Source organism: Roseomonas sp. USHLN139, assembly GCF_037145735.1.
Classification (GTDB): Bacteria; Pseudomonadota; Alphaproteobacteria; order Acetobacterales; family Acetobacteraceae; genus Pseudoroseomonas.
In genome coordinates this window covers 217,835-244,757 of record NZ_JBBCWY010000008.1, presented here as the reverse complement: position 1 = coordinate 244,757, position 26,923 = coordinate 217,835, and the positions used below count along the sequence as shown (strand labels likewise).

23 protein-coding genes are annotated in these 26,923 nt (G+C 70.7%); 11 read left to right on the top strand and 12 right to left on the bottom strand.

The annotated features are described in order from the left end of the window. Positions 1-2 precede the first annotated feature (2 nt). Positions 3-1,070 carry a histidinol-phosphate transaminase gene (gene hisC, locus WFI16_RS20990; protein ID WP_419899807.1) on the top strand — a complete coding sequence of 356 codons (1,068 nt, stop codon included), beginning with the start codon at positions 3-5 and terminating at the stop codon, positions 1,068-1,070. Between the two features lie 7 nt (positions 1,071-1,077). Further along, positions 1,078-1,965 (top strand): prephenate dehydrogenase/arogenate dehydrogenase family protein, encoded by an 888-nt coding sequence (locus tag WFI16_RS20985; RefSeq protein WP_419899806.1) that lies wholly within the window; start codon positions 1,078-1,080, stop codon positions 1,963-1,965. Here WFI16_RS20985 and WFI16_RS20980 read toward each other — a convergent pair. Beyond that, on the bottom strand, positions 1,962-2,840 hold the full coding sequence (locus WFI16_RS20980; protein ID WP_419899805.1) for a LysR substrate-binding domain-containing protein: 879 nt from the start codon (positions 2,838-2,840) through the stop codon (positions 1,962-1,964). The two genes, WFI16_RS20985 and WFI16_RS20980, sit on opposite strands and share 4 nt — an antisense overlap. An 80-nt stretch (positions 2,841-2,920) precedes the next feature. Between WFI16_RS20980 and WFI16_RS20975 the strand changes: the two genes are divergently transcribed. Continuing rightward, the gene (locus tag WFI16_RS20975) at positions 2,921-3,646 is read left to right on the top strand and encodes a sulfite exporter TauE/SafE family protein (protein ID WP_419899804.1); all 726 of its coding nucleotides are present in this window, start codon (positions 2,921-2,923) and stop codon (positions 3,644-3,646) included. A 4-nt stretch (positions 3,647-3,650) separates the two neighbouring features. Here WFI16_RS20975 and WFI16_RS20970 read toward each other — a convergent pair whose 3' ends face one another. The 3 genes from WFI16_RS20970 to hemF form a co-directional block, all read right to left on the bottom strand. After that, positions 3,651-4,319, bottom strand: coding sequence for a dual specificity protein phosphatase family protein (locus tag WFI16_RS20970; RefSeq protein ID WP_419899803.1), 669 nt, complete (start codon positions 4,317-4,319; stop codon positions 3,651-3,653). 70 nt (positions 4,320-4,389) lie between these two features. Continuing rightward, entirely contained in the window at positions 4,390-5,385 is a 996-nt protein-coding gene (locus WFI16_RS20965) for a Bug family tripartite tricarboxylate transporter substrate binding protein (RefSeq protein ID WP_419899802.1), read from the bottom strand. Between the two features lie 111 nt (positions 5,386-5,496). After that, the gene (gene hemF, locus WFI16_RS20960; protein ID WP_419899801.1) at positions 5,497-6,423 is read right to left on the bottom strand and encodes an oxygen-dependent coproporphyrinogen oxidase; all 927 of its coding nucleotides are present in this window, start codon (positions 6,421-6,423) and stop codon (positions 5,497-5,499) included. 341 nt (positions 6,424-6,764) lie between these two features. Between hemF and petA the strand changes: the two genes are divergently transcribed. From petA to WFI16_RS20940, 4 genes are all read left to right on the top strand, one after another. Continuing rightward, positions 6,765-7,352 carry a ubiquinol-cytochrome c reductase iron-sulfur subunit gene (gene petA, locus WFI16_RS20955; RefSeq protein WP_419899800.1) on the top strand — a complete coding sequence of 196 codons (588 nt, stop codon included), beginning with the start codon at positions 6,765-6,767 and terminating at the stop codon, positions 7,350-7,352. 10 nt (positions 7,353-7,362) lie between these two features. After that, complete coding sequence (locus WFI16_RS20950) at positions 7,363-8,634, top strand: cytochrome b (RefSeq protein ID WP_419899799.1); 1,272 nt, start codon at positions 7,363-7,365, stop codon at positions 8,632-8,634. Next, positions 8,634-9,440 carry a cytochrome c1 gene (locus WFI16_RS20945; protein ID WP_419899798.1) on the top strand — a complete coding sequence of 269 codons (807 nt, stop codon included), beginning with the start codon at positions 8,634-8,636 and terminating at the stop codon, positions 9,438-9,440. Before WFI16_RS20950 ends, WFI16_RS20945 begins: the two co-directional genes overlap by 1 nt. A 137-nt stretch (positions 9,441-9,577) precedes the next feature. Further along, entirely contained in the window at positions 9,578-10,465 is an 888-nt protein-coding gene (locus tag WFI16_RS20940) for an S-methyl-5'-thioadenosine phosphorylase (RefSeq protein WP_419899797.1), read from the top strand. A gap of 265 nt (positions 10,466-10,730) precedes the next feature. Here the strand turns inward: WFI16_RS20940 and WFI16_RS20935 are convergent, their stop codons facing one another. The 5 genes from WFI16_RS20935 to lepA all read right to left on the bottom strand — a co-directional run bounded on the left by WFI16_RS20935 (position 10,731) and on the right by lepA (position 17,620). After that, positions 10,731-11,090, bottom strand: a complete 360-nt coding sequence (locus tag WFI16_RS20935; RefSeq protein WP_419899796.1) for a response regulator — start codon at positions 11,088-11,090, stop codon at positions 10,731-10,733. Continuing rightward, positions 11,087-14,380: a PAS domain-containing protein gene (locus WFI16_RS20930; protein WP_419899795.1), complete on the bottom strand. Its 3,294-nt coding sequence runs from the start codon at positions 14,378-14,380 to the stop codon at positions 11,087-11,089. The genes WFI16_RS20935 and WFI16_RS20930 overlap by 4 nt, the downstream gene beginning before the upstream one ends. Before the next feature lie 129 nt (positions 14,381-14,509). Next, complete coding sequence (locus tag WFI16_RS20925; protein ID WP_419899794.1) at positions 14,510-15,496, bottom strand: tripartite tricarboxylate transporter substrate-binding protein; 987 nt, start codon at positions 15,494-15,496, stop codon at positions 14,510-14,512. Positions 15,497-15,613: 117 nt separating this feature from the next. Further along, the gene (locus WFI16_RS20920; RefSeq protein ID WP_419899793.1) at positions 15,614-15,814 is read right to left on the bottom strand and encodes a hypothetical protein; all 201 of its coding nucleotides are present in this window, start codon (positions 15,812-15,814) and stop codon (positions 15,614-15,616) included. Continuing rightward, entirely contained in the window at positions 15,815-17,620 is a 1,806-nt protein-coding gene (lepA, locus tag WFI16_RS20915; RefSeq protein WP_419899792.1) for a translation elongation factor 4, read from the bottom strand. Between the two features lie 246 nt (positions 17,621-17,866). Here lepA and WFI16_RS20910 point away from each other — a divergent pair, with 246 nt between their 5' ends. After that, a complete protein-coding gene (locus WFI16_RS20910; RefSeq protein ID WP_419899791.1) occupies positions 17,867-19,669 on the top strand; it encodes a GGDEF domain-containing protein in 1,803 nt (600 codons plus the stop codon). Positions 19,670-19,832: 163 nt separating this feature from the next. On the opposite strand, the gene WFI16_RS20905 is transcribed toward WFI16_RS20910, so the two are convergent. After that, positions 19,833-20,882, bottom strand: coding sequence for a glycosyltransferase family 4 protein (locus WFI16_RS20905; protein ID WP_419899790.1), 1,050 nt, complete (start codon positions 20,880-20,882; stop codon positions 19,833-19,835). Between the two features lie 236 nt (positions 20,883-21,118). Here WFI16_RS20905 and WFI16_RS20900 point away from each other — a divergent pair, with 236 nt between their 5' ends. After that, complete coding sequence (locus WFI16_RS20900) at positions 21,119-22,912, top strand: ABC transporter ATP-binding protein (RefSeq protein WP_419899789.1); 1,794 nt, start codon at positions 21,119-21,121, stop codon at positions 22,910-22,912. A gap of 78 nt (positions 22,913-22,990) precedes the next feature. Here WFI16_RS20900 and WFI16_RS20895 read toward each other — a convergent pair whose 3' ends face one another. Further along, positions 22,991-24,307, bottom strand: a complete 1,317-nt coding sequence (locus WFI16_RS20895; RefSeq protein WP_419899788.1) for a dihydroorotase — start codon at positions 24,305-24,307, stop codon at positions 22,991-22,993. Between the two features lie 136 nt (positions 24,308-24,443). On the opposite strand from WFI16_RS20895, the gene WFI16_RS20890 reads away from it, so the two are divergent. Then, positions 24,444-25,082 carry a TenA family protein gene (locus WFI16_RS20890; RefSeq protein WP_419899787.1) on the top strand — a complete coding sequence of 213 codons (639 nt, stop codon included), beginning with the start codon at positions 24,444-24,446 and terminating at the stop codon, positions 25,080-25,082. 65 nt (positions 25,083-25,147) lie between these two features. On the opposite strand, the gene WFI16_RS20885 is transcribed toward WFI16_RS20890, so the two are convergent. Further along, the gene (locus tag WFI16_RS20885) at positions 25,148-26,209 is read right to left on the bottom strand and encodes an aspartate-semialdehyde dehydrogenase (RefSeq protein ID WP_419899786.1); all 1,062 of its coding nucleotides are present in this window, start codon (positions 26,207-26,209) and stop codon (positions 25,148-25,150) included. A 245-nt stretch (positions 26,210-26,454) separates the two neighbouring features. Between WFI16_RS20885 and WFI16_RS20880 the strand changes: the two genes are divergently transcribed. Continuing rightward, positions 26,455-26,922, top strand: a complete 468-nt coding sequence (locus WFI16_RS20880) for a GNAT family N-acetyltransferase (RefSeq protein ID WP_419899785.1) — start codon at positions 26,455-26,457, stop codon at positions 26,920-26,922. Position 26,923 lies beyond the last annotated feature (1 nt).

Here is a 26,923-nt window from a genome sequence, read left to right as displayed (position 1 = left end):
CGATGACCGTGCTGCCGCGCCCCACCATCCTCTCGATCGAGCCCTATGTCGGCGGCGAGTCGAAGATCCCCGGCGTCAACCGGATCATCAAGCTCTCCTCCAACGAGGGCGCCTTCGGCCCGCCCCCCGCCGCCATCGAGGCAATCACCCGGGCGGCGCGGGAAGCGCATCGCTACCCCGATGGCGGCGCGACCGCCCTGCGCGAGGCGCTCGGCCGCCGCTGGGGCCTGGACCCGGCCCGCATCGTCTGCGGCAACGGCTCCGACGAGCTGATCGCCCATCTCTGCCTGGCCTATGGCGGCGAGGGCACCGAGATCATCATGTCGGCCTATGGCTTCATGATGTACGACATCGCCGGCCGCTATGCCGGCTCGCGCGTGCTGAAGGTCGCCGAGAAGGACGGCTTCGCCGATATCGACGCCATGCTGGCCGCCGTCGGCCCGCGCACCCGCCTGGTCTTCATCGCCAATCCGAACAACCCGACCGGCGCCCTGCTGCCCGAGTCGGAGATGCGGCGCCTGCGCACCGGGCTGCGCGACGACATCCTGCTGGTGCTCGACAGCGCCTATGCCGAATACGTCACCGCCCCGGGCTATGACGCCGGCGCCGCGATCGTCGACCAGGCCGGCAACACCATCATGCTGCGCACCTTCAGCAAGATTTTTGGTCTCGGCGGCATGCGCGTGGGCTGGGGCTACGCCCCGGCCGAGATCGTCGACACCCTGAACCGCGTCCGCGGCCCCTTCAACGTGGCCGCCGCCAGCCAGGCCGCCGCCGTCGCCGCGCTCGGCGAGGCCGGCTGGGTCGAGAAATGCGTCGCCCACAACACCGAATGGCGCGCCAAGGTCAGCGCCGCCATCACGGCCGCCGGCCACAAGGTCCAGCCCAGCGAGACCAACTTCATCCTGGTCGATTTCGGCACGGCCGAGGGCGCCAGGGCGGCCGATGCGAAGCTCAAGGCCAAGGGGCTGATCGTCCGCGGCATGACCGGCTACGGCCTGCCGCAGTGCCTGCGCATCACCATCGGCAATGCCGAGGAATGCCAGCTCGTCATCGACGCCTTCGCCTGATCGCCGCATGGCCGAGCCGCTCTTCAACCGCCTCTGCCTGATCGGCCTCGGCCTGATCGGCTCCTCGCTGGCGCGCGTGGCGCGCGAGCGCGGCGACATCGCCCGCACCCTGGTCGCCTGCGACCACGGCGTCGGCGTCGCCGCCCGCCTGCGGGAGCTCGACCTCGCCGATGTCGTCGAGGTCGACGCCGCCGAGGCGGTGAAGGGCTGCGACGCCGTCATCCTCTGCACCCCTGTCGGCAGCTTCGCTTCCGTCATGGCGCAGATCGCCCCGCATCTGGCGCCGGGCGCCATCCTCAGCGACACCGGCTCCACCAAGGGCTCGGTGCTGCGCGACCTGCTGCCCCTGCTGCCGCCGGGCGTCCAGCTGGTCCCCGGCCACCCCATGGCCGGCACCGAGCATTCCGGCCCCGATGCCGGTTTTTCGGCGTTATTCCAGGGCCGCTACGTCATCCTGACCCCCGGCGACTACGGCAGCCCGGCCGCGCAGGAGAAAGTGGCCGAGCTCTGGCGCCGCGCCGGCGCCATGATCGAGACCATGGACCCCACCACCCACGACAAGGTGGTCGCCATCGTCTCCCACCTGCCGCACCTGATCGCCTTCACCATCTGCTCGACGGCGGACGACCTGGCGCTGGAAACCCGCGAGCAGGTGCTGAAATTCGCCGCCTCCGGCTTCCGCGACTTCACCCGCATCGCCGCCAGCGACGTCGACATGTGGCGCGACGTCTTCCTCAACAACCGCGAGGCGCTGCTGGAAATGCTGGCGCGCTTCTCGGAGGACGCCCATGCCCTGGGGCGCGCGGTGCGCTGGGGGGAGGCCAATTTCATCGAGGACCGCATCCGGCGCGGGCGCAAGATCCGCGGCAGCCTGATCGAGCTGAAGCAGGCCTAAGAGTCTGGGGAAACTGAGTTTCCCCAGGCCCCTTCCGTCAGTTGGCGCCATAAGGCCTGACCGGCAGGGCTGAGGCCATGTACCGACCGCGCCACCACGAACAGCTCGCGGACAGCCCAGTCGTCCAGCAACGCGACCACCCCGACCGGAAACCGGCGGGCCACCAGCTCGGGCACCACCGCGACGCCGCCCCCGGCGGCGACCGCCCGGCACACGGCATCCAAACCACCGAGCCGCAAGCGCAACCGCGGCACCCCCTGCGCGGCCAGATGCTCCTGCAGCGCGCTGCCCTCGGCTAGCCCGATCCAGCTCTCCCCCGCCAGCGCGGCCAGCGACACCGGCCCATCAAGAACCCGGTCAGAAGGCACCACCGCCACCAGCCGGTCGCGGGCAAAGAAGGCCGACTCCAGGCCCCGCACCGCCCAGCCGGCCGCGATCCCCAGCTCCGCCGCCCCCTCGGCCACCGCCCGGACGATGGCGTGGCTCGGTCGTTCCTCCAGCACCACGTCCAGCCGCGGATGCGCGGCGACGAACCGCCCCAGCACCTCCGGCAGGAAGGCCTCGCAGGCGGCGCTGTTGGCCGGCAGCCGGATCTGCCCGGCCAGCCCGCCGGCATAGGCGGAAAGCTCCCCCTGCATCGCGGCGATCTGGCCCTGCAGCCGCCGCGCGTGGTGCAGCAGCGCCTGCCCCGCCGGCGTCAGCGCCGCGCCGCGCCGGTGCCGTTCCAGCAGCTTCGTGCCGATCCGCGCCTCCAGCCCGCGCAGCCGGGCGCTCGCCGCCGCCAGCGCCAGGTTGGCCCGGGCCGCGCCGCCGGTGATGCTGCCGGCCTCCGCCACCGCCAGGAACAGCCGCAGATCCGCCAGGTCCCACTGCATGCCAGCCTTCGTGCCACGCGAAGCCTCGATGCGGCAACGACGCATTGTGGCCGCCGGCAGCACGGCGCAAACCTCGCCCCATGCAGCACGATCCCGGCCTGATCCTGGCCATCGCCGCCGTCTTCTTCGTCGCCGGGCTGGTGAAGGGCGTCATCGGCCTCGGCCTGCCCACCGTCGCCATGGGGCTGCTCGGCCTCTTCCTGCCGCCCGCCGAGGGCGCCGCCCTGATGATCCTGCCTTCGCTGCTGACGAATTTCTTCCAGGCGGCGACGGGTGGCGAGGCGCCTCGGCTGCTGCGGAAGATCTGGCCGCTCCTGCTGGGCCTGCCGCTAGGCGCCGCGCTCGGCGTCTGGATCGGCATCGGCATGGCCAGTGGCGGCAATCTCCGGCTGGCGCAGCAGGGGCTGGGCCTGGCCCTGGTCCTCTACGGCCTCTTTGGCCTGGCCGAGCGCCGCCTGGCGCTGCCCGCCCGCGGCGCCGGACTCATCGGCGCCGCCTGTGGCCTGGTCACCGGCGCGCTCACCGCCGCCACCGGCGTCTTCGTCCTGCCGGCGGTGCCCTGGCTGCAGGCGCTGGGGCTGGAGCGCCGCGCCCTGCTGCAGGCCATGGGGCTGTCCTTCAGCGTCTCGACCCTGGCGCTGGCGGAGTCGCTGGGGGCAGGGGGCGACTGGGGGGCCTCGGCCCTCGCCCTGGTCCCGACCCTGCTCGGCATGGCGCTGGGGCAGAGGCTGAACCTGCCGCCCGTCCTGTTCCGCCGGCTTTTCTTCTGTGCCCTGCTGGCGCTGGGCGCGCACCTGCTCTGGTGAGGCGTCACTCGCGGCGCAGGATGCCGTCCACCAGCCGGTCCGCCCAGGGCCGGCTCTTGTAGCTCTGGCGCAGCGCGACCTCGTCATAATCGTCGCGCACCCAGTCCAGGAACGGCTTCGGGCCATGGGCGCGGGTGAACCGGGCGTATTCGCGGAAGAAGGCGTCCAGGATCCCGGTCTTGCTGGAGGAGACATGGCCGAAGCGCCAGGACAGCTGGCGCATGGCTTCCTCCACCGGCCGCCCCTGCAGCATCAGCCACAGCCCCGCCGCCAGCCCGGTGCGGTCGGCGCCCGACTTGCAATGGATCAGCACCGGCTCCGGCAATTCGGAAAACAGCCCGGCCAGGCGCAGGAGGCGGTCCTTGTGCGGCGCCCCGCGCGACTCCAGCGGCGCGTCGACATGGGTCAGCCCCAGCTCCGCCGCCACTTCCCGCCCCAGCGCGTCGGAGCCGCAATTCTGCCGGTGCCCGCGCAGGTTGACGATGCTGCGGATGCCGGCCGCCTGCACCGCCCGCCGCATCTGCCCCGGGCTCGGATGGTTCGAGCGGTAGAGCCGCCCCGGCGCCACCACCCCCCAGTTGCGCCAGCCCAGCCGCAGCACGGCGTGGTCGACGAACAGGCTGTTCAGCCAGGCGGCGCGCCGCCCGGCCGGGGTGGTGAGATCCTGGACCATGGCGGGGGTATGGCCCCGCCACGGGTTTTTTTCCAGGACCGGTTAATCCGCCTGCGCCGGAGGCGCGATCTTAATCCGCCCGCGCCCCGGATGCCTTCACCGCCGCCTGCCACATCGGCCGCTCGGCCTTGCCACGCGCCACGGCGTCCTCCGGCGTCGACCACAGGGTCAGCGCGCCGGCCTGCAGGAAGCGCGCCTTCAGCCCCTCATCGGCCGAGATCTCCTTCAGCGCGCCGTTCACCTTGTTGACGATCGGCCGCGGCGTGTTGGCCGGGGCCACGAAGGCGCCCCAGGAGGTGATGACGAAATCGTCCACCCCGGCCTCGGCCATGGTCGGCACGTTCGGCAGGGTCGGCCAGCGCTGCGCCCCGGTCACCGCCAGCGCCCGCATCCGCCCTTCCTGGATCACCGGGACATAGGAGGCCAGGTTGTCGATGGCGAAGGTGACGTCGCCCGACAGCATCGCCGGGATGGTCTGCGCCGCGCCGCGGAAGGGGACGTGGGTGGCGTCCAGCTGCAGCCGGTTGCGGAAGATCTCGCCCGAGAGATGCGGCGTCGTGCCCACCCCCGGCGAGCCGAAGGAGGCGCCGTTCGGTCGCTTCTTCACCCAGGCGACGAATTCCTGCAGCGTCGTCGCCGGGCAGTGCTGGGTCGCCACCACCAGTACATTGGGAAATTCCCAGGTCAGGCCAAGAACAGAAAAGTCCTTATCGATATCCCAGGGCATCGAGCTGTACAGATACTGGTTGATCGAGAAATGCCCGATGGTCGCGGCGCCCATGGTGTAGCCGTCGGGTGCCGCCTTCGCGATGGCGTCCATGCCGATATTGCCACCGGCGCCAGGCCGGTTCTCGATGACGAAGTTCTGGCCGAATTTCTGGCCCATCCGCTCCGCCAGCAGCCGCGACAGCAGGTCGGTCGAGCCGGCCGGCGGATAGGGCACGATGAAGCGGACGGGACGCTCCGGCCAGGCGGTGGTGCCGGCGCCCTGTGCGCGGGCGGAGAAGGGCAGGGCAAGGGCGGGCATGGCCAGCGAGGCGCCCAGCAGGGCGCGGCGGGTCGACATCAGTTGTTCCTCCAGGGACTTTTTCGTCTTGGACCCGCGGAGGATGCCGTTTTCGCGAGCGGCGCGCCAGGGCATTGCCGCCCTGTCATCTGACGCCGCGCTGCCCTGGGCCTACCAGCGCACCCGCGGCGGCAGCGACATCAGGATCGCCTCGGTATGCCCGCCGGTCTTCAGCCCGAACAGCGTGCCGCGGTCGTGCAGCAGGTTGAACTCGACATAGCGGCCGCGGCGGAATTCCTGGTGCTCGCGCTCGGCCTCGGTCCAGGCCTCGTGCATGCGGCGGCGGACGATCGGCGGATAGGCGGCGAGGAAGGCCTCGCCCACGTCGCGGGTGAAGGCGAAGTGCCGGTCCAGATTCTCTCCCTCGGCCTCGTCCCGCCCCAGCCAGTCGTAGAAGATGCCGCCCAGGCCGCGCGGCTCCTGGCGGTGCGGCAGGAAGAAGTATTCGTCGCACCACTGCTTGAAGCGCGGGTAGTAGGCCGGGTCGTGCCGGTCGCAGGCTGCCCGGTAGGCGGCGTGGAAGCTGTCGCCATCCTCGCGCGACTCGGGTGCCTGCATGGCCATCGGCGTCAGGTCGCCGCCGCCGCCGAACCAGGCGCGCGAGGTGGCGATGAAGCGGGTGTTCATGTGCACCGCCGGCACCCGCGGCGAATGCAGGTGGGCGACCAGCGAGATGCCGGTGGCCAGGAAGCGGGGATCGGCCTCGGCGCCCGGGATCTGCCGGCGGAATTCCGGGCTGAACTCGCCATGCACGGTGGAGACGTTGACGCCCACCTTCTCGAACACCCGGCCGCGCATCACCGACATGACGCCGCCGCCGCCGCCCGGGCGGTCCCAGGCGCTGCGGGTGAAGCGGCCCGCCGGCAGGCCGGCCTGCGGCCCCTCGGCCAGGGCGTCCTCGATCGCCTCGAACTCGGCGCAGATGCGGTCGCGCAGCGACTCGAACCAGGCGCGGGCGGGCGCGGCCAAGCGATGGCCGGCCGGGCCGCCCGTCGCGGGATCGGCGGCAAGATCGGCGGGGTCGGAACGGTCGGTCATGGCGCGGATCCCGGCAGGGCTGGGGCGCTACCCCCTGGCGCGCCCCGCAGGGCCCCGCGCTAGCCTGCCCGGCCAGGCACGGCAAGCGCGGCCGCGGCGCCGCTCACGCCGCGTCGCACAATGGAAGCCCTGCCCATCGCGGACTTGACGATTGAAAGATGTCACCATGCCGGGTGCGCAGCGATTGCCACCCTGTCGTGGCTGCCCTTATATGGCGCCGGCGCATGGATTGCAGCGCGGCAACGCGCTTGGCCTGTGTCTCCGCGGTGGCGGACAATAGGGAGTTAGCGGCCGGCCTGCCTGCCAGGCACCGGGGCGGCCGCCAAGAGGGACGATGAGGCATGGCCGAAACGCTTGCGCCGAGCAGTGCCCCCGAGCTGGGACAAGCCCAGGGGGGTGGCGATCATGGGCCCGACCAGGGGACGAAGCGTGACTTCCTGAAACTGGTCGCGGGCTCCTTCGCCGCGGTCGGCGTGGGCGCCATCGTCTGGCCGTTCATCCATTCGATGAACCCGGCCAAGGACGTGCTCGCCCTGGCCAGCACCGACGTGCCGCTGGGCCATATCGCCGAGGGCCAGGCGGTCACCGTTATGTGGCGCGGCAAGCCGGTCTTCGTCCGTCATCGCACGGGCGCCGAGATCCAGGAGGCCAAGGCCGTGCCGCTCTCCGAGCTGCGCGACCCGCAGCCGGACAGCGCCCGCGTCCAGCGCGAGCCCTGGCTGATCGTGCTCGGCGTCTGCACCCATCTGGGCTGCGTCCCCCTCGGCCAGAAGCCGACCGACGCCCGCGGCGATTTCGGCGGCTGGTTCTGCCCCTGCCACGGCAGCCATTACGACACCTCGGGGCGTATCCGCCGCGGGCCCGCGCCGGCCAATCTGACCGTGCCGGAATACAGTTTCACGTCCGACACCCAGATTCGCATCGGCTGAGGACCCCGCCATGGCATCCGGCCTGCACGAGAGCAGCTTCACCAACCCCGTCGTGCGCTGGATCGACCAGCGCATGCCGGTCTTCACCATGATGCAGAAGGAGTACGGGACCTTCCCGACTCCGCGGAATTTCAACTACTTCTGGAATTTCGGCGCGCTGGCCATGATCAACCTGATGATCATGATCGCCACCGGCATCTTCCTGGCGATGAACTACACCGCCCATACCAGCCTGGCCTTCGACAGCGTCGAGCGCATCATGCGCGACGTGAACTACGGCTGGCTGATCCGCTACGTCCACATGAACGGCGCCTCGATGTTCTTCATCGTGGTCCTCGTCCATGTCTGGCGGGGCATGTATTACGGCTCCTACAAGAAGCCGCGCGAGCTCCTCTGGATCCTCGGCGTCGTCATCTTCCTGCTGATGATGGCCACCGCCTTCATGGGCTACGTGCTGCCCTGGGGCCAGATGTCCTTCTGGGGCGCGACGGTCATCACCAACCTGTTCTCGGCCATCCCGCTGGTCGGCAACAGCATCGTGACGCTGCTCTGGGGCGGCTTCTCGGTCGACAACCCGACGCTGAACCGCTTCTTCAGCCTGCACTACCTGCTGCCCTTCGTGATCACCGGCGTGGTCTTCCTCCACGTCGCGGCGCTGCACATCACGGGCTCCAACAACCCGCTGGGCATCGAGCCGAAGGGCCCGCAGGACACGCTGCCGTTCCATCCCTACTACACGATGAAGGACAGCGTCGGCATCGTCGTCTACCTGATCGTCTTCGCCTTCCTGGTGTTCTTCACGCCGAACTACCTGGGCCATCCGGACAACTACATCCCGGCCAACCCGCTCTCGACGCCCGCGCATATCGTCCCGGAATGGTACTTCCTGCCGTTCTACGCCATCCTGCGCGCGGTCCCGAACAAGCTCGGCGGCGTGCTGATGATGTTCGGCGCCATCGCCGTCCTCTTCGTCCTGCCCTGGCTCGACCGTTCGCCGGTGCGCTCGATGCGCTTCCGCCCGATCGCCAAGTGGCTGTTCCTGCTCTGGACGGTGAATTTCTTCGTCCTGATGTGGGCGGGCGGCAAGCCGGCCGAGGGCCTCTACGTCGTCATCTCGCGCCTCTCGACGGCCTACTACTTCGCCTACTTCCTGGTGATCCTGCCCCTGCTCGCCAAGATCGAACGGCCGCTGCCGCTGCCGGAAAGCATCAGCCGCGCCGTGCTGCGCGGCGGGGGACCCCTGCCCGGCGGCGCCGCGGCCAAGCCGATGGAGAAGGCGTGATGCGGCTGCTGACGACCGGTAAAGCCGGCCTGCTTAACGGGCTGAAGGGCGCGGCGCTCGCCGCCGCCCTGGCGCTTGGCCTCGCTGCGCCCGCCGCCCAGGCCGCGGAAGGCGGCGTCGCCATCCCGGATGCGCGGTTCCAGCATGACCGCATGCTCGGCACCTTCGACCGCGGCGCGCTGCAGCGCGGCTTCCAGGTCTACAAGGAAGTCTGCTCGGCCTGCCACGCGGCGCATCTGCTGTCCTACCGCAACCTGCGCGACATCGGGCTGAGCGAGGCGGAGGTCGCGGCGATCGCCGCCTCCTACCAGATCCCCGACGGGCCGAACGACAATGGCGAGATGTTCGAGCGCCCCGGCCGCGCCTCGGACCGCTTCCGCCGTCCCTTCGCCAATGACGCCGCCGCCCGCGCCGCCAACAACGGCGCCCTGCCGCCCGACCTGTCGGTCATCGCCAAGGCCCGGCCCGGCGGCGGCAACTACATCCATGCGCTGCTGACCGGCTACGAGGACCCGCCGCCGGCCGGCGTCACCGTCATGGAGGGGATGCACTACAACAAGTATTTCCCCGGTCACCAGATTGCCATGGCGGCGCCGTTGAACAGCGACGGCCAGGTGCAGTATGGCGATGGCACCCGCGCCACGGTCGACCAGATGGCCCGTGACGTGACCACCTTCCTGGCCTGGGCCGCCGAGCCGGAGCTGGAGACGCGGCGTGCCATGGGCATCCGCATCATCCTGTTCCTGATCGTGCTGGGCGGGCTGACCTATGCCGTGAAGCGGAAGGTCTGGGCCGACGTGCACTGAGGCGGCCCCGCCGTCCGCGTGCCAAAGCTGACCAAGGGCCGCCTCCGGGCGGCCTTTTCCATTCCGGGCCGCCGCAAGGCGGGCTTTTCCATCCCAGGCCGCCGCAAGGCGGCTTCGCCATTCCGGGGAACTGACCCATGAGCGACCTGTTCGAACCCGTCATCGGCCTGATCGGCGGCTCCGGCCTCTACGACATCGACGGCCTCGAGGACCGCCAGTGGAAACGGGTGGAGAGCCCCTGGGGCGAGGCCTCGGACGAGCTGCTCTTCGGCCGCCTCGACGGCGTGCGCTGCGTCTTCCTGCCGCGCCATGGCCGCGGCCACCGGGTGCCGCCCTCGGCGCTGAACTACCGCGCCAATATCGACGTGATGAAGCGTGCCGGGGTCACCGAGATCCTGTCGCTCTCCGCCGTCGGCTCGCTGAACGGCGACCTGGAGCCGGGCCGCTTCGTCATCGTCGACCAGTTCATCGACCGCACCTTCGCCCGGGAGAAGTCCTTCTTCGAGACCGGCTGCGTGGCGCATGTCTCGGTCGCCCACCCGGTCTGCCCGCGCCTGGGCGACGCGGTGGAGGAAGCCGCCCGCCAGATCGAGCTGCCCTACAAGCGCGGTGGCACCTACCTGGTGATGGAAGGCCCGCAATTCTCGACCAAGGCCGAATCCGAGCTGTACCGCGCCTGGGGCTGCGACGTGATCGGCATGACCAACATGCCGGAAGCCAAGCTCGCCCGCGAGGCGGAGCTCTGCTACGCGACCGTCGCCATGGTCACCGATTTCGACTGCTGGCACCCCGGCCATGACGCGGTGACCGTGGACGCGGTGGTGAAGGTCATGCTGGCCAATGCCGACCGCGCCAAGGCGCTGGTCAAGGCGGTGATCCCGATGCTCGGCAAGCCCCGCGGCGCCTGCCCGGCGGGCTGCGACCGGGCGCTCGAGCACGCCATCGTCACGGCGCCGGAGAAGCGCGATCCCGCCCTGATGGCGAAGCTCGACGCGGTGGCGGGGCGGGTGCTCAAGGCGGCCTGAAGCGAAGGCAAGCCGAAGGCCAGGGGGAATGAATTCCCCCTGGACCCCCTTCTTCTTTCTGGGGTGACTGCCGTGTCCAGGTGGAGACCAGGGGCACTACGGCCAATCGGCAGCGCGGCCTGCGAGGTTGCGCTGCTTTTTTTTATGAAAATGCGTCCCGCCGTGCTGCCGCTGCCGGAAGGCGCTGGCCGGTCCACGGCCGGTGATCAGAAAAAAGAAGGGGGTTCGGGGGAATTCATTCCCCCGACCTTACTCCTGTCTTCTCTTACCCGCAGATCTTCTCCAACGCCGCGATGAGGTCCCGCGGGTCGTAGGGCTTGGCGAGTACCGGCACATTGCGGTGCCGCTCGGGCAGGCCGGCGGCGCCGTAGCCGGTGGCCACGACGAAGGGGATGGCGCTTTGCACCAGCCGGTCGGCGACCGGGATGGAGGCCTGGCCGGCCAGGTTGATGTCCAGGACGGCGGCTTCCGGGTGTTCGCTCTCGAACAGCGCCAGGGCCTCTTCCACCGTGGCGGCGGGGCCCAGGACGGTGGCGCCGGCCTCCATCAGGGCGTCTTCGACCAGCATCGCGATCAGCGCCTCATCCTCCACGACCAGGATGCGCCGGCCGTTCAGTCCGCTCATGCGGTCTCCTCTTCAACCTGCGGTCCGCTGACGGGGCGGAAGCGGATGCTCGCCCGGAAGCCATCGGCCGCGTAGTCCAGTTCCACCGCCGAGCCGGGGCCGAGTTCGGCAGGCAGGCCCCGTTCCAGCATGCGGCTGCCGAAGCCACGACGGCTCGGCACCCCTTTGACCGGCGGGCCGCCTTCCTCCCGCCAATCCAGCCTGACCAGCCCTTCCGCCGTGCCGTGCCAGGCTACCACCACGCGCCCTTCCGCGCAGGAAAGAGCTCCGTGCTTTGTGGCGTTGGTCGCGAGTTCGTGCATCGCCAGGGCCAGCCCCAGGGCCTGCCGAGGCGCCAGCCAGACGGAGGGCCCGGCCAGCGACAGCCGCGCGGTGCCGTCCGGCCCGTCCTCCACCTGCCAGGGGGCCAGCGCTGCCCGGGCGATATCCTCCATCGACGCGCCGCGCCAGGTGCGCGCCGTCAGCAGATCATGTCCGCGCGACAAAGTCAGCAGCCGCGCCTGGAAATCGTTCAGGAAGCGCGGCATGGCATCGGCCGCGCTGCCGGCGGTGCGCGCCGTCTGCAGCGCCAGCGAATGCACCGTCGCCAGGGTGTTCTTCACCCGGTGGTTCAGCTCCCCCAGCAGCAGCAGCTGGCGCGCCTCGCTGGCCTTGGCCGCGCTGACGTCGCGCGCCAGCCCGCCGCGGCGGATCATCGCCCCTTGCGCGTCCAGCATCGGGAAGCCGATGTCGCGGATCCATCGCATCACCCCGTCGGGGCGCAGGATGCGGTATTCGGCGTCGAAATTGCCGTCGCGCGCCGCCTCGGCCCAGGCCGCGGCGACCCGGTCGCGATCGGCGGGGTGAATCGATTCCAGCCAGAGGCCCGGATTCTCCACCAGCCGCTCGCGCGCGATGCCCCAGATCCGCTCGAAGGCGGGGCTGACGAATTCCGGCTGCTCGCCGGCCGGGTCGCGCATCCACATCACGTCCGGGCTGGCCTCGGCGAAGCGGCGGAAGCGGCTTTCCGAGGCGGCCAGCGCCGCGGCCGCCTGCACCGCCGCCTCGCGCGAGGCGGCCTGGGCGGCGACCTGGCGGGACAGCGCCTCGCGCGTCTCGGCCAGCTCCGAGACATCGGTCACCGCGCCGATCCAGCGGGTGACGTTGCGGTCCTGGTCGAAGGCGGGCAGGGCGCGGATGACGCACCAGCGCCAGCCGCCGTCGGGGCGCCGCAGCCGCAGCTCGGCGGCGAAGGGGCGGCCGCGCCGCAGCGCCCGCTGCCAGCGGCGGAAGGTCGAGCGCTGGTCGGCCGGGTGCACGATGCTGCCGAGCGCGCCGGCCGCCCGCTCCGGCGTCAGCCCGGTGAAGTCCTGCATGCGCGGGTTGATGTAGTCGATGCGCCCGTCCGGCTTGGCCGACCAGACGATCTGCGGGATCGCCTCGGCCAGGAGGCGGAAGCGCAGCTCGCTCTCCTGCAGCTGCGCCGCGGCGCGCCGCTCGGCATCGATATCGGCCAGCGCGACGACGGCGCCGGTGACCTGGGCGCGCGCGTCGCGGACCGGGGCGCCGGAGACACGGATCCAGATCATGCTGCCGTCGCCGGCGCGGAACTGGTACTCGCCGCTGGCCGGCACGCCGTCGCGCAGCGCGCGGCTCAGCGGAAACTCCTCGCTGGCGACCCGGCTGCCATCGGCGTGGTAGGCCTCCCAGTCCTGGCTGTAATCCTCGACGCCGCGCGACAGGCTGATCGGGCCGCGCAGCATCTCGGCCAGGCGCCGGTTGCCCAGCAGCAGGCGGCCGCCCGGCGCCTCGGCCAGCAGCACGCCGACCGGGACATTGTCCAGCACCGCCTTCAGCCGGGCCTCCGATTCGCGCAGCGCCACCTGCGCCGCGCGCTCGTCGCTGACATCGCGGAAGAACAGGGTGATGCCCTCGCTGGAGGGATAGACATCGGCCGAGATCCAGCGGCCGAGCGCCGGGTGGAAGGCGGTGACGCTCTGCGACAGGCCCTGCCGCCGGGCCACCCGGCAGGCGGTGCCGAAGGGCCCGGCATCCCAGCCGGGGAAGGTCTCGGCCAGCGGCCGGCCGATGCCCTGCTGCCCGCCGGCCAGCGCCGCGGCGCGGCCGTTCAGGTAGCGCAGCAGCCCCTCGCCATCGAGCACCAGCACGCAGTCGGTGGTGCTCTCCAGCACCGTCTGCAGCCGGGCGGTCAGCGCGATGCGCTCGGCCTCGAGGCGCTCGCGCTCGCGCCCGGCGGCCTGCAGCGCCTCGGCGGCGGCGTCGATCTCGCGCAGCCCGGTGGGCGGGAAGCCGGGCGGGGCGGCGCCATTGCCGAAGGCCTGGGCGACGCGGCCGAGGCGCGCCAGCGGCACGGCGATGCGGCGGTCGGTCCAGAAGGCCAGCATGGCGGTGAAGCCGGCCAGCAGCAGGGCGCCGGCGACCAGCACCGGGGCCAGCGCCCGCCACAGCGCGCCGTCCAGCATGTCGGCCGGCATCGCCACCAGCGCCAGCCAGGGGGTGCCGCCGACGCGCTGCCAGACGGTGTAGAGCGGCCGGTCGTCGCTCGACTGGGTGCGGGCCCAGCCGCGCGGCGCAGGGCTGGCCATCGCCTGGGCGACGGCGCCGCCTTCGCGGCGCAGCGTGCCGACCAGCTCGGGGCGGGGCGGCATGCGGGTGATCTGACGGCCTTCGCCGTCATAGAGCACGGCGATCCAGGTCTCCGGCAGGTTGGCGCGCTTCAGATGCGCGGCCCAGAGGCGCGAGGGATCGGTGCTGGCGGTCAGCAGCAGGTCGGGCAGCGTCTCGGCGGTGCCCGGGCCGGCCGGGTTGCGCACCGCCTGGCTCAGGTCGATGCGGAAGGGGCGCAGCGGGTTGGCCGAGGCGATCAGGTTGGAGATGCCGGGCGTGCGCGGCGGCGGGCGCAGCGGGCTCTCGGTCTCGGGCGGCGGGAAGGCCTGGGTGGTATCGACCAGCAGCCGGCCCTGACTGTCGCTCAGCCGCAGCTGGGCGTCGCGCTGCAGCGGCAGGGCGCGGGCCTGGGCGTAGAAGGCGGCCAGGTCATGCTCGCGCAGCGCCGGCGAGGCGGCCAGCGCGGCCAGCTCGCCGCGCATGCCGAGGATCTCCCGCTCCAGGCTGAAGGCTAGGTCCTGCGCCATCTCGCGGGCCTGCGACACCAGGCGCGCGCGCTCGGCATCGGCCACCTGGCCGGCGACGTGGAAGCCCAGTCCCCAGGCCGGCAGCAGCGCGGCCAGGGCCAGCATCATCAGATGCAGGCGGACCGTTGGGCTCCGCGGCGGCGCCCGGCCGGTCATGCCTTTCCGTGCAGGGGGCGAAGCGCGGGGAGCATGGCTCTCCATGCGCGTTTGGCGGGGCGCGCACAAGGGGGGCATGGTGGCCCGCCGGCACAAGAAGCGCCGGCGGGAGCACCAGCCCGCCCCGGCTCAGTCGGCGTACTGGCCGGCGGCCTGGATCACCGGGCGCCACTTGGCGATATCGGCCTGCCAGAAGGCGCGGTGCGCCTCCGGCGTCGCCTCGTTCTGGGCGACCGGGGCGGTGCCCAGATCGGCGAAGCGCTGCACCAGCCGCTCGTCGCGCAGCGCCACCTGCAGCGCGCGGGAGAGGCGGTTGGTGATCTCGGCCGGCGTGCCCTTCGGCGCATAGAGGCCGTGCCACACCGTCACCTCCATGCCCGGCAGCCCGGCCTCGGTCGCGGTCGGCAGGTCGGGCAGCGAGGGCAGGCGCTGCGCCGTGGTGACGGCGAAGGCGCGCACCGCGCCGGCGCGGATATGGCTGGTGGTGTTGGTGGTCTGGTCGCACATGATATCGACCGTGCCGGCGATCAGGTCGGTCATCGCCGGGCCGGTGCCGCGATAGGGCACGGTGGTCATCGGCGCGTCGATCGCCTTCTGCAGCAGCAGGCCGCAGAGATGGCTGGCGGCGCCGATGCCGGCATTGGCGTAGTTGATCTTCACCTGGTCGCGGCGGACCAGCGCCACCAGTTCGGCCAGGTTGGTGGCCTGGATGTCCTTGCGGGCGATGATGGTCATCGGCACGGCGGTGACCAGGCCGATGGTCTCGAAGCCCTCCACCGGGTCGTAGGACAGGCGGCGGTAGAGGGTGGGCGTGGTGCCCATGCCGATATGGTGCAGCAGCAGGGTGTAGCCATCCGGCTTGGCCATGGCGACGCGGGCCGCGCCCAGCGTGCCGCCGGCGCCGCCGACATTCTCCACCACCACGGTCTGGCCCAGGTCGCGGCCCATCACCTCGGCCACCAGGCGGGTCACCGTGTCGGTCGGGCCGCCGGCGGCGAAGGGCACGATGATGTTGATGGTGCGGTTGGGGAAGGCGCCTTGCGCCTGGGCGGTCGTCAGGGCGGCGGGCGCCAGGAAGGCGGCGGCCAGCAGGGCCATCAGGCTGCGTCGCAACATCTCGACCGATTCTCCCGGGAATTTAATTATTCCGCTATCTGGCGGAGTCCCGGGGGGTCACGTCAACCGCGAGGCGCGGTTTTTTTGCTCGGGCAACGACCGGCCGGGCCGGCCGGGTCAGCGCGACAGGTCGATGACCAGCACGGCGAGCAGAAAGGTGCCGCCCAGCCCGGTGGCCAGCGCCAGCCGGCCGGGCAGGGTGCGCCGCCAGGGCAGGGCCGTCACCGCCAGGGCGAGCAGCACCAGCAGCGTCCCCGGCCAATAGGCCACGGCCAGCGCCAGCAGGATGTCGGGGCCGAGAAGGGCGGCCTTCGCCACTCAGCTGTCCATCTTGAGGGCGGCGATGAAGGCGCTCTGCGGGATCTCGACTTTGCCGAACTGCCGCATGCGCTTCTTGCCCTCCTTCTGCTTGTCGAGGAGCTTGCGCTTGCGGCTGATGTCGCCGCCATAGCACTTGGCGGTGACGTCCTTCGACATGGCGGAAATGGTCTCGCGCGCGATCACCCGGCCGCCGATCGCCGCCTGGATGGGGATCTTGAACAGCTGGCGGGGGATCAGTTCCTTCAGCTTCTCGCAGATGCTGCGGCCGCGGCGCTCGGCCTGCGACCGATGCGCCATGAAGGACAGCGCATCCACCGGCTCGTTGTTCACCAGGATGGAAATCTTGACCAGGTCGCCCTCGTCATAGCCGTCCATCTGGTAGTCGAAGGAGGCGTAGCCGCGGCTGACGCTCTTCAGGCGGTCGTAGAAGTCGAAGACCACCTCGTTCAGCGGCAGGCGATAGACCGCCATGGCGCGGTTGCCGACATAGGTCAGCTCGACCTGCTGGCCGCGCCGCTCCGAGCAGAGCGTCAGGATCGAGCCCAGATGCTCGTCCGGCACCATGATCGTCGCCTTGATCCAGGGCTCCTGGATGCTGTCGATCAGCGTCGGGTCCGGCATGTCGGCCGGGTTGTGCAGGTCGCTGGTGACGCCCTTGTTGTCGGTCAGCTTGTAGACGACCGAGGGGGCGGTCGCGATCAGGTCGAGGTCGAACTCGCGCGACAGCCGCTCCTGGATGATCTCCAGGTGCAGCAGGCCCAGGAAGCCGCAGCGGAAGCCGAAGCCGAGCGCGGCCGAGCTTTCCGCCTCGAAATGGAAGGAGGCGTCGTTCAGCCGCAGCTTGCCGAGCGATTCGCGCAGCTTCTCGAAATCGTCGGCATCGACCGGGTAGAGGCCGCACCAGACCACCGGGATCGAGGGCTTGAAGCCGGCCAGCGGCTCGCTGGCGGGGTTGCGGTCGTCGGTGATGGTATCGCCGACATTGGTCTCGGCGACCGTCTTGATGGCGGCGTTGAGGTAGCCCATCTCGCCCGGGCCCAGGTAGTCGACGGGGACCATCTTCGGGCGGAAGACGCCGACGCTGTCGACCGTCTGGGTGGTGCCCTCGGCCATGAAGCGGATCTTCTGGCCCTTGCGGATCGAGCCGTCCTTCACCCGGATCAGGATGATGACGCCGAGATAGGGGTCGTACCAGCTGTCGACCAGCAGCGCCTTCAGCGGTGCGTTCGGGTCGCCCTGCGGGGCGGGCAGGCGGGTGACGATCGCCTCCAGCACGCCCTCGATGTTCAGCCCCGACTTGGCCGAGATCTCCACCGCGTCGGAAGCGTCGAGGCCGATCACGTCCTCGATCTGCTGCTTCACCCGCTCCGGCTCGGCGGCGGGGAGGTCGATCTTGTTCAGGACCGGGACGATCTCGTGATGCGCGTCGATCGCCTGGTAGACATTGGCCAGGGTCTGCGCCTCGACGCCCTGGGAGGCATCGACCACGAGCAGCGAGCCCTCGCAGGCGGCGAGCGACCGGCTCACCTCATAGGCGAAGTCGACATGGCCCGGCGTGTCCATCAGGTTCAGGACGTAGTCGTTGCCGTCCTTGGCCTTGTAGTCCAGCCGGACCGAGGCCGCCTTGATGGTGATGCCGCGCTCCTGCTCCAGCTCCATGCTGTCGAGCATCTGCTCCTTCATGTCACGCAGCGCGATGGCGCCGGTGGCCTGGATCAGGCGATCGGCCAGCGTCGACTTGCCATGGTCGATATGCGCGATGATCGAGAAGTTGCGGATACGGGACAGCGGGGTATTGGTCATGAGCTTCCGGCGGCAAACGGGGGCGGAGGTGAACAGGGCCCGCCGCGCCGAAGCACATAGGGCAAGCGGCGGTCGGAATCAAAGCGGAAGGGATGCCGCCCGGCCCTGCCGCCGCTCGGCACCCGACATAAATGCTTCATCAATGGGTTAACCGGCCGGCAACACCCTGGGCCTAGCGATGGCAATGCTCTCGCCCAAAGGTGCCCCCTGTCCAGCGCGGTCCTCCTGCCTCCCGCTTCGTTCGGCATGGCGCCCGCCGGCGCGGACCAGCCTTTCCCGGCGGCCGGCGAGGCCCTGCTGCGCCAGGCGGAGGGGATGCTGCGCTGCGCCCTGCAGCCGATCGTCGACAGCCATACCGGCAGCCTCTACGGCGTCGAGGCCTTGATGCGCGGCCATGACGCGCTGGGCTTCGCCTCGCCCTGCGCCCTGCTGGACCAGGCCGCGCGGCAAGGCGTGCTGGCAGCGCTGGAGCAGCTGATGCACGGCAAGGCGGTCGCCGCCTTCGCCGCCATCCCCGATGCCGGACGGCGCCGCCTCTTCCTCAATCTCGACAGCCGCGTCATGGCCGAGGCGGAGGCGCTGATCGCCGGCCTCGCCGCCGCGCTGCAGGCGGCCGGCCTGCCCGGCTCCTGCCTCTGCATCGAGCTGTCCGAGCGGCTGGACGCCACCGCGCTGCCCGGCTTCGCCGCGCTGCGCGCCGCCTGCCGTGCCCAGGGCATCCGCTTCGCCGCCGATGATTTCGGCCGCGGCCGGGCGGAGACGCGGCTGCTCTTCGAAAGCGGCGTCGACTACGTCAAGATCGACCGCTTCCTGGTCTCCGGCCTGGCGCGCGACAGCCGCCGCCGCGTCTTCGTCAGCCATGTGGCGGGGCTGGCCCGCATGCTGGGCCTGCGCGTGGTCGCCGAGGGCATCGAGACCGAGGAGGACTTCCTGGCCGCCCGCGCCCTCGGCTGCGAGCTGATCCAGGGCTATTACGTGGCCCGTCCCGACGCCGACCCGGCCGCCATCCGCGCCGCCTATGCGGGGCTGCTGCAGGCGACGGCGGAGGAGCACCGCCGCCGCGCCCAGGCCGGCGACAGCGAGTTGCTGCTGGCCGCCGTCGAGCGGCTGCCGGCGCTGGTCCGCACCGACCATGTCGAGCGCGCCTTCGAGATCCTGCGCCAGGAGCCCGACCGCACCGTCATCCCGGTGGTCGATGCCGCCGGCGCGCCGCAGGGCGTGGTGCGGGAGCGCGACCTGCGCCCCTTCATCTATGGCCGCTTCGGCCGCGACCTGCTGAGCAACCGCAATGTCGCCAGCGCGCTGGAGCCCTTCCTGGTGCCCTGCCCGGTGGCCAGCATCGATGCCGATGCCGACACCCTGCTGCAGATCTATGCCGGGGCGCCGCCGGGCTGCGAGGGCATCCTGCTGCAGGAGGGCGGGCGCTATGTCGGGCTGATCTCGGCCTCCGCCCTGGTCGGCCTGCTGCACGAGAAGCGGCTGCGCCTGGCGCTCGACCAGAACCCGCTGACCCGGCTGCCCGGCAACCTGTCGGTGGCGGCCCATGCCGCCGCCGCCTCGGTACTGTCGGAGGCGGCGCGCTACCTCTGCTATTTCGACTTCGACCACTTCAAGCCGTTCAACGACCGCTACGGCTTCCTGAACGGCGACCGCGCCATCACCCTCTTCGCCGAGGCGCTGCGCCGGCATTTCCCGGAGGGCGAGGGGGTCTTCATCGGCCATATCGGCGGCGACGACTTTTTTGCGGGCGTCTCCGGCCCGGCGCCGGCGGAGCTTCGCGCCCGGCTGTCCAGCCTGCTGGGCGACTTCGCGGCCTCGGTGGCGAACTTCTACACCCCGGCCGAGCGCGCCGCCGGGCTGGTGCCGGGCAAGGACCGCGATGGGCGGCTGCGGGATTTCCCCTTGTTGCGCTGCTCGGCGGCGGTGCTGGAGATCCCGGCCGGACGGCCGGGCTGCGCGCCGGACCAGCTGCTGGCGGAGGTGGCGCAGCAGAAGTCGAGCGCCAAGGCTTCGGCGGAGGGGTTGGCCTGGGTGGTTTTGAGTCGATAAGGGAAGAAGTTCTTTTTTAGAAAAAAGAACCAAAAAATTTTTTCAATTTGGCGTCCCGCTGATGGCCTGAGGCGGGACGCCAAAATGACAAAAGTCTTTTTGCTTCTTTTTCTTCAGAAAAAGAAGAAAGGCCGGATCCTTATCGGACCCGGCCCTTGGTTCTCTACTCGGCCGCCAGCTTCAGCGCCGGGTTCGACAGCCGCTCATAGAGCGCGACGTAATCCTCGGCCATCCGCCGCGCGGTGAAGCGCTGCTCGAAGCGGGCGCGGACGGCGTCGCGCGACAGGGTCTTCAGCCGCGGCACGGCGGCAATGGCCTCGGCCATGCTGTCCACCGCGAAGCCGGTGACGCCCTCGTCGATCACCTCGGGCACCGAGCCGTGGCGGAAGGCGATGACCGGCGTGCCGCAGGCCATGGCCTCGATCATCACCAGGCCGAAGGGCTCCGGCCAGTCGATCGGGGTGACCAGGCCGATGGCGCCCGACAGGAAGCCCGGCTTCTGGGTCTCGTCGATCTCGCCGATGAACTCGACCAGCGGATGCGCCAGCATCGGCTTGATCTTGCTCTCGAAGTAGTCGACGTCGACGCGGTCCACCTTGGCCGCGATCTTCAGCGGCGTGTTGGTGGCGATGGCGATCTCGATGGCCCGGTCGCAGCGCTTCTCAGGCGCGATGCGGCCGAGGAAGGCGAGGTAGCCCGGCGTGACGTCGGCGCGCGGCGTCAGCAGCTTCTCCGGCAGGCCGTGATAGATGTTGCCCGCCCAGTTGGCCTGCGGCAGCGGCCGGCGCTGGTCGTTCGAGATCGAGACCACCGGCGCCTGGGTGAAGGTGTCGAACACCGGCTGCAGCTCGGGCAGGTCCAGGCGGCCGTGCAGCGTGGTCACGAAGGGCACGCTCTGCCGCGAGAACAGCGAGAAGGGCAGGTAGTCTAGGTGGAAGTGCAGCAGGTCGAATTCGTGCCGGCGGCGATAGACCTGCTCCAGCATGACCGCCAGCGGCGCATTGGCATCGCGCACCGAGGGGTCGAGCCGCAGCGCCTTCTTGCTGCCGGCGGCCAGCGTCGCCTTGGTGATCGAGTCGCCGGAGGCGAACAGCGTCACCTCATGGCCCATCTCGACCAGCTCCTCGGTGATGTAGGAGACGATTCGCTCGGTGCCGCCATAGAGCTTCGGGGGCACGGCTTCGGTCAGGGGAGCGATCTGCGCGATACGCATCGGGTCGGATCTCCTGGGTGTTTGCCCCGGCCTGTGCGGCCGGCGGCAGCCCTCTGGGTTTGCCAAGATGGCTTGCCGCTGGGGCTTGCCACTGAGCGAACACTCGCAGCCGATTGAGGTGGGGTTCAGGCAAACTTCGCCACGTTTTCGTCTTGATGCAGGTGTTCTCTCTGCTTGAACGCGGTTGCTGGCTGCCCTCACGAGCATGTGCGCCGAAGACGAAGGAGCTCCCCCCGATGCGCGACGACTCGACTGATCTGCTGCGCCTCGCCCGGCGCCCCATCGGCTTCCTGTTCCGCCACATCCGCCCCTGGGCCGGCGGCCATGCCGCGGTGATGATCGCGGTGCTCGGCGCGGTCGGCTGCTCGGTCGGCTCCAACTACGCGGTGAAGCACCTGATCGACACGCTGGCCGGCGGGCCGGGCTCGGCCAGCATGGCGGCGGTCTGGACCGCTTTCGCCATCCTGGCCGGCATCATCGCCGCCGATAACCTGCTGTGGCGTGTCGGCGGCTGGATCGCGGCCGACCGCTTCCCCAAGGTGACGGCGAACATGCGCGCCGAGCTGTTCCGCCACCTCTCGGGCCATTCGCCGGGCTTCTTCGCCAACCGCTCGGCCGGGACGCTCGCCAGCCGCATCAGCGCGACCGGCACCGCCGGCTTCACCGTGCTGCAGAACTTCACCTGGCACACCGTGCCGCCGGCGGTCGCGGTGACCCTGGCCATCGCCTTCCTGGCCAGCGTCGACCCGCTGATGGCGGGCTGCCTGGTGGTGGCCGCGGCGACGCTGGCGATCGGCGTCGCCTGGCTGGGCCGCAAGGGCGAGGGGCTGCACGACCGCTTCGCCAGCCGCGCCGCCACCGTCGACGGCCAGCTGGTCGACGTGGTGCAGAACTTCTCCCTGGTCCGCGCCTTTGGCGCCTTCGGCCGCGAATCCGCCCGTCTGGACGGCGCGCTCGCCTCCGAGACCGCCGCCCGCCGCGACAGCCTGCGCTATCTTGAGAAGCTGCGCCTGGTGCATGGCGTGGCCACGGCGGTGCTGACCGCCATGCTGCTGGGCTGGGTGGTGCATCTGTGGCAGCTCGGCCGCGCCACCACCGGCGACATCGTGCTGGTCTGCACCCTCGGCTTCACCATCCTGCACGCCTCGCGCGACCTGGCGATGGCCCTGGTGGACCTGACCCAATACATCGCCCGCATGCGCGAGGCGCTGGTCGCCCTGCTGGTGCCGCACGACCTGCCGGATGCCGACAACGCCCATGCGCTGGCGGCCAAGGGCGGCCATGTGGTGTTCCAGAACGTCACCTTCCGCTACCCCTCGGCGCCCGAGGATGCGACGCCGGTGCTGCGCGGCCTCGAGCTCGACATCCAGCCGGGCCAGAAGGTCGGCGTGGTCGGCCGCTCGGGCGCCGGCAAGTCGACCCTGCTGACCCTGCTGCAGCGCCATGCGGCGCCGCAGGGCGGCGCGGTGACCATCGACGGCCAGGACATCGCCGAATCGACCCGCGAGAGCCTGTCCGACATGATCGCCGTGGTGCCGCAGGACGTGGCGCTGTTCCACCGCACCGTGCTGGAGAACATCCGCTACGCCCGCCCCGACGCGACCGATGAGGAAGTGCTGGCCGCCGCCGAGGCCGCCCGCTGCCGCGACTTCATCGAGGCGCTGCCGGAGGGCTTCGACACCATCGTCGGCGACCGTGGCGCCAAGCTGTCCGGTGGCCAGCGCCAGCGCCTGGCGATCGCCCGCGCCCTGCTGAAGAACGCGCCGATCCTGCTGCTGGACGAGGCGACCTCCGCCCTCGACTCGGAGTCGGAGGCCGAGGTGCAGAAGGCGCTGGACGGGCTGATGCAGGGCCGCACGGTGATCGCCGTCGCCCACCGCCTGGCGACCCTGACCAATTTCGACCGCATCGTGGTGATGGAAGGCGGCCAGGTGATCCAGGACGGCGCGCCCGAGCTGCTGATGCGCCGCCCGGGTCCCTACCAGGACATGGTCCGCCGCCAGGCCGAGGGCCTGCAGGTCGCCGCCTGAGGCGATAACGGCCGCGAGACAGCAAAAGGGCCGGCGGGACAAGCGTCCCGCCGGCCCTTGTCGTTTTGCTTCCGCGCTTTAGCGGAACTTGACCGTCTGGCCGATCGGCTCGCCCTGGACCTCGTCGTCGCGCATGGCGATCTGGCCGCGGATGATGGTCATCATCGGCCAGCCGGTGACGCGCTGGCCGGCGAAGGGGGTCCAGCCGCAGGGCGAGGCGATCCAGCTTTCCTCGATCACCCGGCTCTTCTTCATGTCGACGACCGTGAAGTCGGCGTCGTAGCCGGCGGCGAGCCGCCCCTTGGCGACGGCGCCATAGACGCGGGCGGGGCCGGCGGCCATCAGGTCGACCATGCGCGACAGCGACAGGCGGCCGGCATTGACGTGGTCCAGCATCAGCGGGACCAGGGTCTGCACGCCGGTCAGGCCGGCGGCGGTGGCCGGCCAGGGGCGCTCCTTGGCCTCGCGGCTGTGCGGGGCGTGGTCGGAGCCGATGCAGTCCACCGTGCCGTCGGCGACCGCGGCCCAGGCGGCGTCCTTGTGGCGCTGGTCGCGGATCGGCGGGTTCATCACCGCATAGCCGCCGAGGCGGTCATAGGCCTCGTCGGTCTGGCTGAGGTGGTTGACCAGCACCTCGACCGTCGCGACGTCGCGGAAATCCTTGAGGTAGCCCAGCTCCTCGGCCGTCGAGACGTGCAGGATATGCGCCGGGCGGCCGGTCTCGCGGGCCAGCGCCATCAGCCGGCGGGTGCCGAGGAAGGCGCATTCGACGTCGCGCCACTCGGCATGCAGCTTGTGCGGGCCGCCGGCGGCGTAGAGGGGCTTGCGCGCCTGCAGCCGCGGCTCGTCCTCGGAATGGTAGGCGATGGTGCGGCGGCCGGAGCGCATCACCCGCTCCAGGCTGGCATCGTCGCCGATCAGCAGGTCGCCGGTGGACGAGCCGGCGAAAACCTTGATGGCGCAGACATCGGGCTCGGATTCGAGGGCGGCGAGCTCGGCGATGTTGGTCTGGCCGGCACCGATATAGAAGCCGATGTCGCACCAGGAGCGGCCTTCGATATAGGCGCGCTTCTTCTCCAGCGCCGGCTGGCTGGTGATGGAGGGGGTGGTGTTCGGCATGTCGAAGACGGCGGTGATGCCGCCCAGGATGGCCGCCTTGGTGCCGGTCGGGATGGTCTCGACCGCCGGGTCGCCGGGGTCGCGCAGATGGACATGCGGGTCGATCAGGCCGGGCAGGACATGCAGGCCCGTGCAGTCGACGACCTCCGGCGCGGTGGCCGCGCCGAGGTTGCCGATGGCCGCGATGCGACCGGCCCGGACGCCGACATCGGCCGCCACCTCGCCCCAGGGAAGCACGCAGGTTCCCCCGCGCAGGATGAGATCGAAGCTGGTCATGGCGGCATCCTCTCGACGAACAGGGCTCCCTCTCTAGGCAGATTCGCGAGGCTCGGCGACCCCCTGACTGTGCGCCGGCGGCCTGGACGAGCGGGGGCGTGCCTGTCTAAGCCGGGGCGGAACAGGGGAGAGAAGGATGCCCGAGCACAGCTTTTCCGAGCGGCTGCGCGCCGCGCATGACGCCGACTGGCAGGCGGCGATCCGCCACCGCTTCGTGGCCGAGCTGGCGGCGGGGACGGTCGATCCGGCGGTGATGCGGCGCTACCTGGTGCAGGACTACCAGTTCATCGATCGCTTCGTGGCGCTGCTGGGGGCGGCGATCGCCAGCGCCGATTCTTTTTCCAGTCGCCTGCGGCTGGCCCGGTTCCTGGCGATGATCACCTCCGATGAGAACACGTACTTCGTGCGGTCGTTCGATGTTCTGGGGGTGCCCGAGGCCGAGCGTGTCTCGCCGGTGCTCACGGAGACGACGCAGGCCTTCCAGGAGGTGATGCGTGAAGCCGCCGAGAGCCGGTCCTATGCCCAGGCGCTGTCGGTGCTGGTCGTCGCCGAGTGGCTCTATCTGAGCTGGGCGGAACGGATCGAAGGCCCGCTGCCGGCGGACTTCGTGCATGCCGAGTGGATCACCCTGCATGCCAATCCGTATTTTTCGGAGTTCGTCGGCTGGCTGCGCGGCGAGCTGGATCGGGTCGGTCCTGCCGAGGCCGAGGCCTGCGCGGCCCTGTTCGGCCGGGCCGTGGCGCTCGAGCGCCGTTTCTTCGACGATCTGTATTGATGTCGGGGTCCGGGGGGACACTGTCCCCCCGGCGGGGGTTTGGGGGCGGAGCCCCCAAGCCTGTTTCAGCGCGGGAGAAGCTTTTCCGCGATCTGCACCGCGTTCAGCGCCGCGCCCTTGAGCAGCTGGTCGCCGGCGACGAAGAGGGCGATGGAGCGGCCGGACGGATCGCCGAGGTCGGTGCGGATGCGGCCTGCCAGCACGTCGCCCTGGCCCGAGGCCTCGGACGGCATGGGGAAGTGATTCTTCACCCGGTCATCGACCAGCTTCACGCCCGGGGCCTCGGCCAGGATGGCGCGGACCTCTTCCGGGGTGACGGGGGCGTCGAATTCCAGGGTCAGCGCGATGGCATGGGCGCGCAGGACGGGCACGCGGATGCAGGTGATGCCGATCGGCAGCTCCGGCATGTCGAGGATGCGGCGGGTCTCCTGGATGACCTTCAGCTCCTCGCCGTTGTAGCCGTTCTCCTCGTCCATCTCGGCATTGTGGCTGAACAGGTTGAAGGCATAGGGGTGCGGCAGGACCTTGGGCTCGAAGGCCTCGCCCTTCAGGTAGGCCTCGGTGGAGGCGCGCAGCTCCTCCATCGCCGCGGCACCGGCGCCGGAGGCGGCCTGGTAGGTGGCGGCGGTGACGCGCTTCAGGTTCAGCTTCTCGCGCAGCGGCGCCAGGGGGACGGTGGCGATGATCGCCACGCAGTTCGGGTTGGCGATGATGCCGCGGTGGCGGGCGATGGCGGCGGCATTGACCTCGGGCACCACCAGCGGGACGTCGGGGTCCATGCGGAAGGCGGAGGAATTGTCGACCACCACGGCGCCGGCCTTCACGGCGGCGGCGGCGTAGCGCTTGGAGATGCCGCTGCCGGCGGAGAACAGCGCCAGGTCGACGCCGTCGAAGCTGTCTTCCGTCAGGGTCTCGACGGTCAACTCCTGGTCGCGGAAGCGCATGGTCTTGCCGGCGGAGCGGGCGGAGGCCAGCAGCTTCAGGCCGGAGAGCGGGAAGTCGCGGGCGGCCAGGCTTTCCAGCAGCTCGACGCCGACGGCGCCGGTGGCGCCGACGATGGCGACCACGGGATTGGCCTTCACGGCAGGGTGCGGCAGGGCTTCGACGGGGTCTTGGAGGTTCAGCATGTCTCTCGGTGTCCGGTGGTGCCGGGAGAGACGGGGCCGGTTGCGGCCTGGCCCCGTCCGTCTCCGGCGGGGCCTTCTGGTCTTATGCTGCGGCGGTCACCGCGCAGCCACCAGAGGACGCCCCGCCGGAGCGGTCGTCTTGGTAATGCGCTTGATGATGCTCATCGCGAACATGCGAGGACTTTCCCTCTGCGAACAGGCCGCGTCAAGTGGCGCCGTGGCGGGATCGCCAGGAGGGAACAGGGATGCAGACGAGGCTGGTGACGCTGCGCGAGCGGCCGGAGTTGGGGCCGCAGGTGGCGGCCTGGCTGTGGCACGCCTTCTGGCGCGAGAATGGCGAAAGCCTGGAGACGGTGCTGGCGGTGGTCGGCCGGTCGGATGCCGAGCGCGGCCCGCCGCAGAGCTTCGTCCTGCTGGAGGATGGCGCGCCGGCGGGGACGGCCAGCCTGGCCGCGGCCGATCTGGACGAGCGGCCCGACCTGACCCCCTGGCTGGCCGGGGTCTATGTGCGGCCGGAATCGCGCGGGCGCGGCCATGGCGCGCGGCTGGTGCAGGCGGTGGAGTGGGCGGCGGCGGAAGGTGGGGCAGGGACGCTCTGGCTCTACACCGGGGGCGAGGGGGCGCTGTATCGCCGGCTCGGCTGGGAGGCGGTGGAGCGGGTGCCGCAGGACGGCAGGACCGTGCTGCTGATGCGCAAGGCACTGGGGGGCTGAG

What these genes read in the sequence shown, in the direction of transcription:
- WFI16_RS20895 (WP_419899788.1), bottom strand. Translation starts at nt 24,307, where the DNA reads ATGACCAGCTTCGATCTCATCCTGCGCGGGGGAACCTGCGTGCTTCCC.
- lepA (WP_419899792.1), bottom strand. Translation starts at nt 17,620, where the DNA reads ATGACCAATACCCCGCTGTCCCGTATCCGCAACTTCTCGATCATCGCG.
- hemF (WP_419899801.1), bottom strand. Translation starts at nt 6,423, where the DNA reads ATGACCGACCGTTCCGACCCCGCCGATCTTGCCGCCGATCCCGCGACG.
- WFI16_RS20930 (WP_419899795.1), bottom strand. Translation starts at nt 14,380, where the DNA reads ATGACCGGCCGGGCGCCGCCGCGGAGCCCAACGGTCCGCCTGCATCTG.
- WFI16_RS20985 (WP_419899806.1), top strand. Translation starts at nt 1,078, where the DNA reads ATGGCCGAGCCGCTCTTCAACCGCCTCTGCCTGATCGGCCTCGGCCTG.
- WFI16_RS20965 (WP_419899802.1), bottom strand. Translation starts at nt 5,385, where the DNA reads ATGTCGACCCGCCGCGCCCTGCTGGGCGCCTCGCTGGCCATGCCCGCC.
- WFI16_RS20980 (WP_419899805.1), bottom strand. Translation starts at nt 2,840, where the DNA reads ATGCAGTGGGACCTGGCGGATCTGCGGCTGTTCCTGGCGGTGGCGGAG.
- WFI16_RS20880 (WP_419899785.1), top strand. Translation starts at nt 26,455, where the DNA reads ATGCAGACGAGGCTGGTGACGCTGCGCGAGCGGCCGGAGTTGGGGCCG.
- WFI16_RS20935 (WP_419899796.1), bottom strand. Translation starts at nt 11,090, where the DNA reads ATGAGCGGACTGAACGGCCGGCGCATCCTGGTCGTGGAGGATGAGGCG.
- WFI16_RS20925 (WP_419899794.1), bottom strand. Translation starts at nt 15,496, where the DNA reads ATGTTGCGACGCAGCCTGATGGCCCTGCTGGCCGCCGCCTTCCTGGCG.
- WFI16_RS20945 (WP_419899798.1), top strand. Translation starts at nt 8,634, where the DNA reads ATGCGGCTGCTGACGACCGGTAAAGCCGGCCTGCTTAACGGGCTGAAG.
- petA (WP_419899800.1), top strand. Translation starts at nt 6,765, where the DNA reads ATGGCCGAAACGCTTGCGCCGAGCAGTGCCCCCGAGCTGGGACAAGCC.
- WFI16_RS20975 (WP_419899804.1), top strand. Translation starts at nt 2,921, where the DNA reads ATGCAGCACGATCCCGGCCTGATCCTGGCCATCGCCGCCGTCTTCTTC.
- WFI16_RS20940 (WP_419899797.1), top strand. Translation starts at nt 9,578, where the DNA reads ATGAGCGACCTGTTCGAACCCGTCATCGGCCTGATCGGCGGCTCCGGC.
- WFI16_RS20950 (WP_419899799.1), top strand. Translation starts at nt 7,363, where the DNA reads ATGGCATCCGGCCTGCACGAGAGCAGCTTCACCAACCCCGTCGTGCGC.
- hisC (WP_419899807.1), top strand. Translation starts at nt 3, where the DNA reads ATGACCGTGCTGCCGCGCCCCACCATCCTCTCGATCGAGCCCTATGTC.
- WFI16_RS20900 (WP_419899789.1), top strand. Translation starts at nt 21,119, where the DNA reads ATGCGCGACGACTCGACTGATCTGCTGCGCCTCGCCCGGCGCCCCATC.
- WFI16_RS20970 (WP_419899803.1), bottom strand. Translation starts at nt 4,319, where the DNA reads ATGGTCCAGGATCTCACCACCCCGGCCGGGCGGCGCGCCGCCTGGCTG.
- WFI16_RS20890 (WP_419899787.1), top strand. Translation starts at nt 24,444, where the DNA reads ATGCCCGAGCACAGCTTTTCCGAGCGGCTGCGCGCCGCGCATGACGCC.
- WFI16_RS20885 (WP_419899786.1), bottom strand. Translation starts at nt 26,209, where the DNA reads ATGCTGAACCTCCAAGACCCCGTCGAAGCCCTGCCGCACCCTGCCGTG.
- WFI16_RS20905 (WP_419899790.1), bottom strand. Translation starts at nt 20,882, where the DNA reads ATGCGTATCGCGCAGATCGCTCCCCTGACCGAAGCCGTGCCCCCGAAG.
- WFI16_RS20910 (WP_419899791.1), top strand. Translation starts at nt 17,867, where the DNA reads ATGGCGCCCGCCGGCGCGGACCAGCCTTTCCCGGCGGCCGGCGAGGCC.